This window comes from Rhizobium sp. SRDI969, assembly GCF_025152725.1.
GTDB lineage: Bacteria > Pseudomonadota > Alphaproteobacteria > Rhizobiales > Rhizobiaceae > Rhizobium > Rhizobium leguminosarum_I.
Map to the genome: position 1 here is coordinate 2,649,421 of NZ_CP104035.1, position 13,349 is coordinate 2,662,769.

10 protein-coding genes and 1 pseudogene are annotated in these 13,349 nt (G+C 61.0%); 7 read left to right on the top strand and 4 right to left on the bottom strand.

Annotated features, from left to right (window positions below):
* Positions 1-90 precede the first annotated feature (90 nt).
* Entirely contained in the window at positions 91-1,248 is a 1,158-nt protein-coding gene (gene ampC, locus N2A41_RS13375; protein ID WP_260108980.1) for a class C beta-lactamase, read from the top strand.
* An 8-nt stretch (positions 1,249-1,256) separates the two neighbouring features.
* On the opposite strand, the pseudogene N2A41_RS13380 reads toward ampC, so the two are convergent.
* Together N2A41_RS13380 and N2A41_RS13385 are read right to left on the bottom strand one after the other, a co-directional pair.
* Positions 1,257-2,032: pseudogene (locus tag N2A41_RS13380) on the bottom strand (DUF1194 domain-containing protein).
* Between the two features lie 113 nt (positions 2,033-2,145).
* On the bottom strand, positions 2,146-3,048 hold the full coding sequence (locus N2A41_RS13385) for a LysR family transcriptional regulator (RefSeq protein WP_260108981.1): 903 nt from the start codon (positions 3,046-3,048) through the stop codon (positions 2,146-2,148).
* Positions 3,049-3,241: 193 nt separating this feature from the next.
* On the opposite strand from N2A41_RS13385, the gene N2A41_RS13390 reads away from it, so the two are divergent.
* Both N2A41_RS13390 and N2A41_RS13395 read left to right on the top strand, forming a co-directional pair.
* Positions 3,242-3,967: an SDR family NAD(P)-dependent oxidoreductase gene (locus tag N2A41_RS13390; protein ID WP_260108982.1), complete on the top strand. Its 726-nt coding sequence runs from the start codon at positions 3,242-3,244 to the stop codon at positions 3,965-3,967.
* Positions 3,961-4,449, top strand: a complete 489-nt coding sequence (locus N2A41_RS13395) for a RidA family protein (RefSeq protein WP_260108983.1) — start codon at positions 3,961-3,963, stop codon at positions 4,447-4,449. Before N2A41_RS13390 ends, N2A41_RS13395 begins: the two co-directional genes overlap by 7 nt.
* Positions 4,450-4,522: 73 nt before the next feature.
* On the opposite strand, the gene N2A41_RS13400 is transcribed toward N2A41_RS13395, so the two are convergent.
* A complete protein-coding gene (locus N2A41_RS13400) occupies positions 4,523-5,062 on the bottom strand; it encodes a Pycsar system effector family protein (RefSeq protein ID WP_017964951.1) in 540 nt (179 codons plus the stop codon).
* Between the two features lie 123 nt (positions 5,063-5,185).
* Between N2A41_RS13400 and N2A41_RS13405 the strand changes: the two genes are divergently transcribed.
* Together N2A41_RS13405 and N2A41_RS13410 are read left to right on the top strand one after the other, a co-directional pair.
* Positions 5,186-8,899, top strand: a complete 3,714-nt coding sequence (locus tag N2A41_RS13405) for a FecR domain-containing protein (protein WP_260108984.1) — start codon at positions 5,186-5,188, stop codon at positions 8,897-8,899.
* A complete protein-coding gene (locus N2A41_RS13410; protein WP_222384032.1) occupies positions 8,899-10,881 on the top strand; it encodes a CHASE2 domain-containing protein in 1,983 nt (660 codons plus the stop codon). The genes N2A41_RS13405 and N2A41_RS13410 overlap by 1 nt, the downstream gene beginning before the upstream one ends.
* A 48-nt stretch (positions 10,882-10,929) precedes the next feature.
* Here N2A41_RS13410 and N2A41_RS13415 read toward each other — a convergent pair whose 3' ends face one another.
* Entirely contained in the window at positions 10,930-11,694 is a 765-nt protein-coding gene (locus tag N2A41_RS13415) for a nucleotidyltransferase domain-containing protein (protein ID WP_222384031.1), read from the bottom strand.
* 290 nt (positions 11,695-11,984) lie between these two features.
* Between N2A41_RS13415 and N2A41_RS13420 the strand changes: the two genes are divergently transcribed.
* A complete protein-coding gene (locus N2A41_RS13420; protein ID WP_260108985.1) occupies positions 11,985-12,680 on the top strand; it encodes a fumarylacetoacetate hydrolase family protein in 696 nt (231 codons plus the stop codon).
* Positions 12,681-12,690: 10 nt separating this feature from the next.
* The gene (locus N2A41_RS13425) at positions 12,691-13,221 is read left to right on the top strand and encodes a gamma carbonic anhydrase family protein (protein ID WP_017964956.1); all 531 of its coding nucleotides are present in this window, start codon (positions 12,691-12,693) and stop codon (positions 13,219-13,221) included.
* Positions 13,222-13,349 lie beyond the last annotated feature (128 nt).

Sequence of the window (13,349 nt, forward strand, 5' to 3'; positions counted from 1 at the left end):
ATATCATCGTTTGCTGCCGCAAAACAGTGCCGTTAAATGCCGTCCTCATGCGCCTTTGCGTTGATTGAAAGCTGCCTGCGGAGGATGAAAATGAATCGCAATTGGATAAAAACTCTATCGGCTACGTTGGTCTCGACATGTATTTCCACGAGTGGCTTTGCGGCCGACGAAGTGAAACTGAAAGCCATCTCGGACGCCGCGATAAGACCAATTATGGATAAATACGGCATTCCGGGCATGGCCGTTGCCATCGCCGTTGACGGGCAGAACCACATCTTCAACTACGGCGTCGTGTCGAAGGACACTAACAGGCCCGTCACTCCGGCGACCATGTTCGAACTGGGATCGATCAGCAAAACCTTTACAGTCACCCTCGCCTCCCACGCGGACGTGACCGGCCGACTTTCGCTGTCGGACAAGGCAGGAAAATATCTTCCGTCGATGAACGGAAGACCCTTCGGCAATGTCGAGTTGATGAATTTTGGCACGCACACGGCTGGCGGATTTCCGCTGCAAGTTCCCGATGAAGTCAAAACCGAAAAACAGCTGATGGAGTATTTCGCAAGTTGGAAACCTTCATACGCCGCCGGAACGCACCGAACATACGCCAATCCGAGCATCGGCGTGCTCGGATACATAACGGCGAAAAGCATGGGCAAAGATTTCACAGCTCTTATGGAAGACCAATTGTTTCCTTCTCTCGGGTTGACGAGCACGTATATCAATGTGCCGAAATCGAGAATGGCCGACTATGCCCAAGGCTACAAGCGAAGCGGTGAGCCGGCTCGGATGACACCCGCCACTCTTTCGTCCGAGGCCTATGGAGTGAAATCCACAGCAAGCGACATGATCCGGTTCATCGACGCAAACATGGGACTGGTCAAGTTGGACGGAAAACTCCAGCAGGCGATCACCAATACGCACACTGGATACTTCCATGTCGGCGCGATGACGCAAGACCTTATTTGGGAGCAGTATTCCTATCCCGCGACGTTGACGACCTTAATGGACAACAATTCCAGCGCGATGCTCAAGACTATTCCCGTCAAGCAGCTGAAGCCGGCGATGGAACCGCGCGACGATGTGTGGATCAACAAAACCGGCTCCACGAATGGTTTCGGCGCATATGTGGCGTTCATCCCGAAAGAGCGAGTTGGTATCGTCATTCTGGCCAACAAAAACTATCCCAACGAGGACCGTGTCTCTGCCGCATACCAGATACTGACTGATATAACTACGGCGCGTTAATCCGGGCATCAGCGGTCGAAGATATCCCGCCATTGCTTCTCACCAATCAGGCAGTCAGTGCCCGCCTCAGCGCCGGCGATTTTCTGCACCATCGCCGGCGGGGATAGGTCGCTGATCTCCAGCACCAGCTTGCGGCGCACGGCAACGGCGAAATCCTCGATCTTGCGGACCGGCAGCACGAAGGCGCCGGGGCCGCCGATCACGCAATCCGCATAATATTTGTCGAGCCCGTTGGGCGCATCGGAGGGCCGCAGCATGATGGCAAGGCCGTTGATGACCATGCCGGCTTCAACCGCCTTGTCCCGAGTGGGGGTGACGGGATCGCCGGAATTGTTGGGACCGTCGCCGGAGACATCGATCACCTGTCGCCTGGACTGAAAGGGACTGGAAACGATCATGCTGGCGCCCTGGGCGATCGCGGTAGAGATCGATGTGCGCCGTTGCGTGGCAATCGGCCGGGCTTCGAGTTTGCCGGCAAAAGCGATCGCATCCTCTTCCGTCTCGATCACCTGCCAGTCGATCACGGAATCCTGGACGACATAGCCAGCCCATTCGAAATAGCTGATGGCGATGCGGCCGGTCAGCCCGCCCTTCACCGCGTCGATGAACTCCTTGTGCTTCAGCGCTTCGACATAACCTTCGCGCTGGATGCCGATCTCCTCGAAATCCATCGACCGCGAGGTGTCGACGGCAAGCACGAGGGTCACATCGACCTCGCTTCCCCCCGCCTGGGCGACGAGACGAGGCCGGAAAGACCCATAACCACCGCAAGTGTCGTCAGCATTGGCAATCCAATCCCTGCGCCATCCAAGCCAGCGAACTCTAACACAGCTTGGCCGACGCAGATCGCTCGGCCCCGCGTACGGCTTCAATTTTCGGTGATGGATCGGAAGGCCTTCAATGCAAGGGAAGCCACAAGGGGGTCTTCCATGCTTTCAGCGCCTCGAGAAAGACCTGCAATCGGGAAGGCAGAAAGCGGCGCGTGGGATAGACGGCGTGCACGAAAATTTCCTCGGACGACCAGCCCGGCAGCAGGCGGACGAGTTCACCTTTTCTGATCTGTTCGTCGCAATAGGTCGAAGGCAGCAAGCCGATACCGTGTCCGCGATAGGTGAAGGCGCTTACCGCATCGAAATCCCGGCTCGATACCGGCCCCGACACATGCAGGCGAACCGATTTGCGACCGCTCACCAGATGCCATTCCGCCTCGCCGTTGCGGCCGTTCAAGAGCACGCATTGATGGTCCTTCAGATCTTCGGGCTTCAAGGGAAGCACCCTCCCCTTCAGATAGTCCGGTGCGGCGACCAGATAGCGCACGCTCTTGCCGAGCCGCTGCGCCACGATGGAGGAATCCTTAAGTCCGCCGAAACGGATGCCGAGATCGATGTTCTCCGCGATCAGATCGAGGAACAGGTTGGTGACGAAGAGATCGACCTGGATCTTTGGATAGGTTTTCAGGAAAGCCGAGACGAATTCGTGGAAGACTTCCTGTCCGAAGATGACTGGCACGGAGATTTTCAGCAGACCTTCCGGCTTTCTCTGTGTCTCGGTAAGCGCCTGCTCGGCATCAAGCAGATGGGCGAGCGGTTCGCTGCACCTGTTGTAATAGGCCTGGCCCTGCACGGTCAGGCTCAGTTTGCGGGTCGTCCGCTGCAGCAGCATCACACCGAGCTGCTCTTCCAGCGATGTGACCTTCCGGCTGACGGTCGATACAGGCATGCCGAGGGAATGGGCAGCGCGGCTGAAGCTGCCGTACTGCGCCACCTTCACGAAAACGGCGATATCGTTCAGATCAGCCATGTTCTGATTTTTGCATGGATGCAAAAGAGAATCCAGATATTTCCATCTAATCGCGTAATGGAGTTTTCGCCATATTCACCTTGCGAAAACAAGACAACCGGATGGAGGCGCATTCGCAGCAGCCCCATCTCGAGCGACCCCGCCTTTGCAACCGCAAGGTCCGCGTTGCCCGAACCAGATTATGGAAATCAGCATGACTACGAGAAAAACAGTCATCGTCACCGGCGCCTCCCAGGGTATCGGAGCCGGCCTCGTCAACGCCTTCATCCAGCGCGGCTATAATGTCGTCGCCACCTCGCGCCAGGTCAGCACTTCGAACGCTTTCCAAGCCTCCGACAGGCTGGTGCTCGTCGACGGTGACATCGGCAATGCCGAAACCGCCGCGCGGGTGGCAAGGACCGCAATCGATCGCTTCGGCTCGATCGACGCGCTCGTGAACAATGCTGGCATTTTCTTGGCCAAGCCGTTCGTCGAGTTCACGATGGCCGACTTCCAGAAAATGTCCTCGACCAATCTCGAGGGCTTCATCCATCTGACCCAGCTGGTCGTCCGACAGATGCTCGCGCAGAAAACCGGCGGTAGCGTCGTCAGCATCACCACGCCGTTGACCGATCATCCGATCGCCGGCTTCTCCGCCTCAGTCTCGATGATGACAAAGGGCGGCATCAACGCCATCTCCAAGAACCTGGCGATGGAATATGCGAACGAGGCCATTCGCTTCAATATCGTCGCTCCCGGTGTGGTGGACACGCCCCTGCACAAGGACAATCCGAAGGATTTCCTGAAGACGCTGTCGCCGATGGCAGGCATATCGAACGTCGAGGAGATCGTTGACGCCGTCATCTTCCTCACCGAAGCGCCGCGCGTAACCGGGGAGGTGCTGCACGTCGACGGCGGCGCACATCTGGGCAGATGGTAGACCATGCGAAAGCTAAGGCAGCCGGCGCGGAACGACGGCTGCAGGAACTCGGCATCACGCTTCCCCCGCCGCCGACACCCTTCGGGGCCTATGTCGAAGCGATAAGGACCGGCAACCTGGTCTTCTTCAGCGGGATGCTGCCGGTCGTCGGCCATGAGCCGCGCTATATCGGCCGCGTCGGCGGTGCACTGACGGCCGAGGACGGCAGGAAGGCGGCCGAAACCGCAACGCTGAACGCGCTCGCAGCCGCCAAGGACTATCTCGGCTCGCTGGACAGGGCCGTCAGGATCGTCAAGCTTGGCGTTTATATCGCGACCGAAGGCGATTTCCGCGACCATCCGAAGGTTGCGGACGGAGCATCCGAAATGCTGCTTTCGGTCTTCGGCGAGGAAAAGCTCTCAGGCCGCGTCGTGCTCGGCGTCGCCAGCCTGCCTTTAGGCGTGCCGATCGAACTCGAACTTGTTCTTGAGGTCGAGGGATGAAAACGGCCGGGCGCGTTTCGGCGCGCCCGGTGGAGCGAATCTCGCTCTTCGACGCCGCTGGGGCGCGCTACGCTCACACCGCCACCAACAGCAGCACATAGGCGATCACACTCACCATCAGCCCGCGGAACGCAAAAGTGACGCAGCGGTATTTGTTGCGGGCGATGGTGGAGAGGATGTCGGCGTTTTCGAGGTACTGTTCGAAAAGGTAGCGCTCGTCGCGCCGCAGCGCCGCATCGAAGAACCGGTCGCGATGACCGTGCCAGGCGCCCCAGAACAATGACGTCGAGTTGTTCAAATGGCGCGGCAGTACGACGAGGATCGCCGACAGCATCGAAAAGACCGAAGCTGCGGCAAGCAGGCCGGAGAACAGCATACTGCCGGGCGTGCCGCTCACGTAGCGCGCCAGGCTGAAGACGGCCCTGACATCGCTGGAACTCACCAGGAATGCCAGCATGAAAGTGAAAATATAAGCGGCTTTCTGGTCAGAGATCTTGATCTGATCATAAAATATGTCATTGATTTTCTTGATATGATCGAAATACCCGGCGCCGATGTCACCCGTCGATGGTTCGCTTGGCATAAGTTCAGTTGCACTCTCGAATTCGCTCACCCGAATACTCCATCCCATAAGTGTTTCCCTGATATTACACTTCACACGGAATTCAAGAACACGTGTGCAATATGCTTGACTTTTCTTTTCTACTTGGACAAAGGGGAAGCGGGGGTTGGGGTCATGCTGGGTCGCTGGAAAAACATCTGTCGCGCCGGGGTGGCGCTTGCGCTTGTCGTGCCGGGCTTTTCGCCGGCGGCGGCTGACCCCGTGCAGCGTGCAACACCGGTCGCCGGTTCCGTCATCGCCCGCAAGACCGGCGAGGAGGTCCGCTTCATCGACGTGTCGAACTGGCGCGTCGTCGACATCAATCAAGACCTACTGACCGGCGACGTGCTGCGCACCAACGCCAACGGCCAGCTCGCCATTGTCTTTTCCGATCACACGCAGGTTCGCCTTGGCCGCAATTCCTCGCTGCAGGTCAAGAAGATGGCCGCGAGCGGCGACACGACGCTGGAGCTGCAATCGGGAACGATCTGGGCGCGCGCCGAGCGCGGTGGCCAGGGCCTGACTGTGGAAACGCCGGCGGCCGCAGCCGCCATCCGCGGCACCGACTGGACCATGACGGTCGAGGGCGCCAAGACCTCGATGATCGTGCTCGAAGGCCGCGTCGCGCTCACCAACCCGCAGGGCAGCGTCGAGGTAAATGAGGGCGAGGGAGCGGTCGCCACGATCGGCCAGGCGCCGCGCAAGCTCGTCATCGTCACACCCGACGATCGCGAGCAGATGCTGTTCTACCTGAACCTGCGCGACGGCTTCGGGCTGATGCCGACCTCGCCGCTGCCGGCAGGCCGCATGGCCGACGAGCGCCGCCGGCTGCTGGCTTTGCCGCCGGAACGGCGCACCACTGAGGACTGGCTGGAGCTTGCCGAAGTGCAGAGCGCCTTCGATGGCCGGCAGGTTACGGCCGCCACGCTTCACGAGATTCGCCGCCGCAAGCTGACGACCACCCAGAAGGCCCGCCTCGACCTGATCGATGCCACGATCGCCGGCTCCGAAAAACGCTACGACGAAGCGGCAAGATTGTTTGCGGCAGCACTGCCGCATCTCGACGCCAGCCGCCGGAACATGGCCCAATATGGCGGCTATTTCGCCCGTTCGCTTGCTGATCCCGCCCATGTCGAAAAGCCGCCTTCGGCTGCTGTCGGCCCCTATGGCGCGATCATGCAGGCCTATACCGCCGGCTTTTTGCAAAACCCGCGCACTGCCCTCGATGTGATCAGCCAAGCCGAAAAGCGCTTTCCGAACGATCCCACCCTGCCCGCGATCCGCGCCCAGCTGGCGCAGCTGATCGACGACCGCGCCCAGATGCAGGAGGCGGTGAACCGCGCCCTCTCGCTTGATCCCAACCATCCGATCGCCCTTGCCGCGCGCGCCTCCTACAAAGCGAGCTACGAAAGCGACATCGACGGCGCTTTAGCCGATCTGAACCGCGCCATCGAGCTTGCGCCGGGGGCGTCGGGATCGTTGAACTCGATGGGCCTGCTGCAGAGCGCCCGCGACGCCAATGGCGAGGCCGAGGCCGCCTTCCTGAAGGCAATCGCGCTCGATCCGCAGGATCCCGTGCCGCACGCCAATCTCGCCATCCTCTATCTCGATCAATCGCGCATGAAGGAAGCCAAGCGCGAAATCGATACGGCGCTTGCCGTCGATCCGTCCTTCGACATCGCGCTTCTCGCCCGCGGCCGCTACTATCTGCAGACTGGCGAACGCGACAAGGCGCTGGCGGATCTGCTGGCGGCCAGCACCGCTAATCCGGCGCATTCGCAGTCACAACTGATGCTCGCCGCCGCCCATTACGAAAAGGGTGACCGCATCCCCTCCGCGCAGGCGGTCGACAATGCCGACAGGCTCGACAAGAACGATCCCGTCATCTCCTCCTTCCGAACCGCTGTCGACATCGATGACTACGACGCCGACGGCGCGATCCGCAACGCCCAGGAGTTTCTCCGCCGCTCCAGGGCGCGCGGCGGCGACTACAGCGCGCTCGGCGCCAACCAGGATGCCGGCTCGACGCTGAACAATGCCTTCCGCCTACAGGGCCTGGATGCCTGGGGCCGCTATTATGGCGATGCCGTCTTCAGTCCCTTCGAAGGCAGCGGCTATATCGATCAGTCGATCAAGGGCAGCATCTTCCCCTTCGTCAACGCGACGAGCTTCAGTGATGACAATGTCATCCAGTATCGCAACAATGCATCGAGCTATTCATCCTTTATCCAGGGCTTGCTGCTTGATCCGCACATGCTCTCCGGTCGCTCGCGCTCGGCAACGCTGCTGCGCACACCCTTCATAGAAGGCTCGCTCGGCGGCGGCATCAACAGCGTCGACGGCCATACCAGAGGCATCGGCGAGGCTGAGATCCAGGGCTTCTCCAACGAGACGATCCCTCTCAGCTTCTACGGCAACCTGACATGGGAAGAACTGGCGCTCGACGGGGACTATCGCGACTTCGGTGGCTTCTCGACCGATAACAAGCTCGTCGGCGGCAATGGCTACCTGACGGCAACAGTGACGCCGGACGATCGCGTAGTGGCCTATGTCAACCATGCCAAGAACGATGGGACGCTGAACGCGCTGTCATCAAACACCGGGTTCATGGAACTCCTCTTCCGCGTTCCTCTCCCGTTGCCTCTTTATACAGCGCAAGACACTGACAGCCAAAGCACGAGTGCCGGCATTGGCTGGAGCCACACGTTTGCCTATGAAAACGTGTTGAATGGAGCGCTGCTTTATTCAGGCAGCAAGTCGAAGACGAGCAACGTCCTTGATGTTGATGTGGACCCGCTGTTTATCGGCGCAGGGGTTCCCTTTATCATTCCCTTTACCAACGTCACGCAGGAGGCGGAATCAAAAACCTATATCGGTGCCTTGAGCCATTCCATAGGTGCCGGACCTTTGACATTGCGCTACGGTATCGAAGGCGGCTGGATGGACGTCAGCAGCACCGTCGATACGACACTTCTGGGCTTGACGGCGCCCCTCGAGCACAACGAGAACACCGTCAATATAGGCCGCGCCTATGTCGATGTGCTGCATGAGATCACGCCGGATCTGAAGGGCGAATACGCCTTGTTCGCCACGCGCCTGGAGGGCGACGGCATCGATATCAGCCGGCTGGAGCCGCGCTTCGGCCTCGCCTGGGCACCGGTTCAAAACCACTGGCTGCGTGCCGCCTTCATGCGTCAGAGCTTCGATAGCGGAGTGCCGACGCTTGCACCGATCGGCATATTAGGGCTGCAGGCCAACCAGTTTTCCGCCAATCCGCAGGGCTATACGGATACGGTCGCGCTGCAATGGGATGCCGAGTGGACCGATCGTTTCTTCACCTCGGTCGAATACCAGCACCAGGAATTGCATGATTTCTCGATCGACTTTCCGCTGATCTCGCTTCCGGCAGCCGACAGCCTGCCGCTATCACGCGGCAGCATCGACCGCGCCGCCGTGACCGCCAACGTCGCGCTCGGCCATGGTTTGGGCCTCTCCGCCACCTATGCCTATATGGAATCGGAGAACAAGGATCCGCCGGAGCCGAACTACGGCGGCTCGCTGCCCTACATTCCGAAGAATTCCGGGCAGATCGCCCTGACCTGGGTCAGCGAGGCCAAGGTCAAGGCGACGGTGGCCGCCAATTATGTCGGCGAGCGCGACGGCGACGATCTCGGCACCAAGCTCGACGACTATTGGAGCCTCGACGCCCACCTGATCTGGGAACCGCTGGACAAGCGCATCGCGCTGGAAGCGGCCGCCTATAACCTGCTCGACGAGGATTTCGAGCTCACGCCCGGCGTGCCCGGCTGGGGCCGCGCCTTCAGGGGCACGCTCAAAGTTCGCTTCTGATGCGGGTGCGAGGCAAGCCTCGGCAGGTCAGGTCAGCCAGCCGGCAAGCCGAGAGCCGCCATCTCAGGCTGCTGATACTGGCGCTTGCGACGCTGGTCGCAATCTCACTCTTGTCGCGCCTGCCCGCCTGGTCGCTGCTGGAGCTGAGAAGCTTCGACTATCTCTCGACCGTCGATGATCCCCGTCCGCCACCCGGCGGGCCTGTGATCGTCGCAATCGACGAGCCCTCGCTTGCCGACATCAATGCGCAATGGCCTTGGCCGCGCAGCCTGCATGCCCAGCTTGTCAGGCAGCTACGCACGGCCGGTGCCCGTGTCATCGGCCTCGATATCATCATGGCCGAACCTTCGAACCCCGACAACGACGACGCGATCACGAGGGCTGTCGGCCCGGATGTCGTGCTCGCCGGCGACGAAACGCTGATCGAGACGCCCCAGTCCTCGCAACTGATCCGCGCCACGCCGCTGCCGCAACTGACTGAAGCGGGTGCTGTGACCGGCATCGCCTCCGTCGATCTCAGTGGCGACGGTGCGTTCCGGCGCATTCCAGGTTATGAGGACGGCTTTGCCGCCATGCTGATGAAGGCGTCGGGAGCAGCACCCAAAGCCTTGCCTGCTGGCCGGCTCATCCAATCCTTCGGCGCGGCCCGCAGCTATCCCACAGTCTCCTACTACCAGGCGCTCGACCCTGAGAACCTGCTGCCGCCGGATTATTTCAAGGGCCGCGTCGTGCTCGTCGGTCTCAGCCTGCAGAATGCCCCTGCCATCGACAAGGGCGGCGTCGATGCCTTCGCGACATCTTATACCGTCCACACCGGCACGCTGACCTCCGGCGTCGAGATCCAGGCAACGATCTACGACAATATCCGCCGTGGCCTGTCGATCGCGGAAGCCAGCCTTCCGCTGGTCGCCGTTTGCATCCTGATCTCCGTGCTGCTCGCCGCTGCCACCGTCTGGCGTTCGACTGGATGGCTGACGATCGTCGCCAGCGTCGTGGCCGTATTCGCCTTCGCTGCCGCGAGTTTTGCCGGCATCCGCTTTGCCCATATCTTCGTCCCGCCGCTCGGGCCAGTCGTTGCCTATGTCTCGGTCGCCTTCGGCCAAGCCGCCTTCGATTATGCCGAAGAACGTCGCAACAAGCGCCAGATCATCCGCGCCTTCGCCCAATATATCTCGCCCGATCTGGTCAGGCGCCTGTCGCACGACCCCTCGCAGTTGAAGCTTGGCGGCGAGCGGCGCACGCTCTCCGTGCTGTTTTCCGATGTGCGTGGGTTCACCACCATCGCCGAGACGTTGAAAGATGATCCGGAGCAACTGACCGGCCTGATCAATCGGCTGCTGACGCCGCTCTCCGACGTGGTGATGGATCACGGCGGCACGATCGACAAATATATGGGCGACTGCATCATGGCCTTCTGGAACGCGCCGCTCGACGATCCCGATCATGCACTCCATGCAGTCAGAGCCTCGCTCGCCATGCAGGCGGCGATATCGAGCCTGAACCATGAGCTGGAGCGGGAGGCGGCAGCGCGCGGCGGCAGGCCGCACGTGTTGAAGATGGGTGTCGGCATCAACACCGGCGAATGCATCGTCGGCAATATGGGCTCGACCCGCCGCTTCGACTATTCCTGCCTCGGCGACAGCGTCAATCTCGCCTCCCGCCTCGAAGGCGCCTCGAAGAATTATGGCGTGGCGCTGCTGCTCGGCGAGGAGACTGCAAGACTTGTCGCCGGCACCTATACCGTCGTCGAGCTCGACCGCATCATCGTCAAGGGCCGCACCGTGCCCTCGCCTGTCTATACCGTCGTGCACAAGGCCGACGCCGAAGCCCTTGCCGCCCATCGGGCCTTCACGCAAGCGAAATACGCCGGCACGCTTGCACCATCCGACCCCGCCTTCGACAGGCTGGCCGCCGATATCCCCGAGCTTACCCCCTACTACGCGATCGTCCGCGACGCGCTGGCCGAATCCGGCGAGGAATGACCGGCGACGACGTCTTGTCAGGCCTGATAATGGCGCATGGATGTTCCTTTATGAGCCGCTCGTTTCCAGGCGGCGCGCTTCCAGCGGCGCCTCCTGCCTGTATCCGTCGAAATAGCGGCCGCCATGCAAGGCAAGCTCCCGGTCGGCCAAAGCCAGGAATCGGGCGCCGTCACCCGCAGCCGCCAGACTGAATGCCGCGTCGAATTCGGCCGCCAATTGCGCGTCGAGCTCCCTGATCAGACGGGGCGCCCACTTTCCCCGGCCAGCCCACGCGCCACGTCCGAGAAGCATCAGGTCGGCGAGCTTCTGATAGAGCAGCGCCGCGATGGCAGCGATCTCTTCGGGCGGGCGCGTTCCGCGCAGATCGTCGGCCAGATCGGTGACCTGATAGCGCAGCAAGTCGTAGTCTGCCCCGGCAAGAGGTTTCGGCCCCGCCGCCAGCATCCTTGCCGCCCATGCCTGCATGACGCGGGCGTTGTCGATATCCGGCCCCAGTATGCTGCCCGTGACAACCATGTTGACCATGATGGGATAACCGCTGTCTGCATCCTGATGGAGATAATGCGCCAGCGTCTGCGGATCGTGGACGAAGGCCTCAACCGGGAAGCCGTCCTCAGTGAACGATTCCCGCCAGGCTCTTTTAAGCGACGGGAACACGACGACCAGATCGATATCCGAAAAGGTGGTGCCTTCGCCGCGCATGATGGAGCCGGCGACATAGGCGAATGCGGCCCTGGGATAGCGGCTGGCGATGCAGTGGCGGGCGACGGCCAGCGCCCGCTCCGCAAGAACATGTTTCTGGATATCGTCCACGATCTCGTCCTCGAATACGGGAAACGAGCGGGAACAAAAAACCCGCTCGTTTTTTCCGGCGGGTTGGTTTCAGCAGCAATGAACAGATTTCAGTTCACGCGTCTACCTCCCACCGCGGCGCGGTGGTCGTAGACGTCGTCGAAACAGCAAAAGTCCTGTTCATGGCAGTAACGATACCGCTGGATAGTGACAGCGTCAATGCACCGAAGTCGGACCCCAAGGACGCTTCCCCGGCGCGATGTTTTCCGTCTAAGATGGCGCAAAGACTCGTAAACAGGAAGAGCCCGCCAATGTCCGATCCCGTCACCGTCATCCCGCTTCAGCAACCGGTGCTGCTGCCGGTCGAGGGCAGCGCCGAGCGTTTTCCGGTGCGCCGCGTCTATTGCGTCGGGCGGAACTATGCAGACCATGCGATCGAGATGGGCCATGATCCGAGCCGCGAGCCACCCTTCTTCTTCCAGAAGAATGCCGACAACCTGCTGCCGTCGGGTAAGGCTTTTCCCTATCCGCCGCTGTCATCAGACGTGCATTACGAGGTCGAGTGCGTGCTGGCGCTGAAATCAGGCGGCGCAAATATCGAGGCCGCGGACGCGCTCGACTGCATCTACGGCTATGCCGTCGGTATCGATTTCACCCGCCGCGATCTACAGGGTGAGGCAAAGAAGCTCGGTCGTCCCTGGGAGGTCGGCAAGGCCTTCGAACATTCCGCCCCCGTCTCGTCGATCGTTCCGGCAGGCCGTCTCGGCCACCCCGCTGAAGGTAAGATCTGGCTGGAACAGAACGGCAAGCGCGTGCAGGACGGCGATCTCAACCAGATGATCTGGAAGGTGCCGGAGATCATCGCCGAACTGTCGAAGCTCTTCACTCTCGCACCTGGCGATATCATCATGACCGGCACGCCCGCCGGCGTCGGCGCAGTGGCCAGGGGCGATCGCATCAATTGCGGCATCGACGGCGTCGCCACCCTATCGGTCGAAGTCGTCTGAGGAGAGAGCCATGCCCGTCTATGCGCTTGGCGGATCGACGCCGAAACTGCCCGCTGCCGGCCTCTATTGGATCGCACCGGATGCCAATATCATCGGCCAGATCGAGCTCGGCGAGAATGTCGGCATCTGGTTCGGCGCCGTGTTGCGCGGTGACAACGAGAAGATCACCGTCGGCGAAGGCACCAACATCCAGGAAGGTGTGATGGCCCATACCGACATGGGCTTCCCGCTGACAACAGGCAAAGGCTGCACCATCGGCCACCATGCCATCCTTCACGGCTGCACCATCGGCAACAACACGCTGATCGGCATGGGCGCAACCATCCTGAATGGTGCGAAGATCGGCAACAACTGCCTCGTCGGCGCTAATACGCTGGTGACCGAAGGCAAGGAATTCCCCGACAATTCGCTGATCGTCGGAGCACCCGCCCGGGTCGTGCGAGTGCTGGATGAGCAGGCTGTCGAGAGCATCCGTCGCTCGGCGGAAAACTACGTGGCGAATTGGCAGCGGTTTGCGCGGGATCTAAGGCAGATCGGTTGAATCAGGCAACGCGACCGGTGGCTTGTTCTCTGACGCGGGCAAGGGTTGACGAGAGTGGTATGCCCTATATTTTGCCCCTCGCTTGCGCTCACTGCATTCGCGGCTTTGCCGCTCATCCCCCTCATCCG

Bases quoted from the DNA above. Each gene is read 5' to 3' on its own strand.
- N2A41_RS13425 (WP_017964956.1), top strand. From the start codon at position 12,691: ATGCCCGTCTATGCGCTTGGCGGATCGACGCCGAAACTGCCCGCTGCC.
- ampC (WP_260108980.1), top strand. From the start codon at position 91: ATGAATCGCAATTGGATAAAAACTCTATCGGCTACGTTGGTCTCGACA.
- N2A41_RS13395 (WP_260108983.1), top strand. From the start codon at position 3,961: ATGGTAGACCATGCGAAAGCTAAGGCAGCCGGCGCGGAACGACGGCTG.
- N2A41_RS13390 (WP_260108982.1), top strand. From the start codon at position 3,242: ATGACTACGAGAAAAACAGTCATCGTCACCGGCGCCTCCCAGGGTATC.
- N2A41_RS13385 (WP_260108981.1), bottom strand. From the start codon at position 3,048: ATGGCTGATCTGAACGATATCGCCGTTTTCGTGAAGGTGGCGCAGTAC.
- N2A41_RS13420 (WP_260108985.1), top strand. From the start codon at position 11,985: ATGTCCGATCCCGTCACCGTCATCCCGCTTCAGCAACCGGTGCTGCTG.
- N2A41_RS13410 (WP_222384032.1), top strand. From the start codon at position 8,899: ATGCGGGTGCGAGGCAAGCCTCGGCAGGTCAGGTCAGCCAGCCGGCAA.
- N2A41_RS13405 (WP_260108984.1), top strand. From the start codon at position 5,186: ATGCTGGGTCGCTGGAAAAACATCTGTCGCGCCGGGGTGGCGCTTGCG.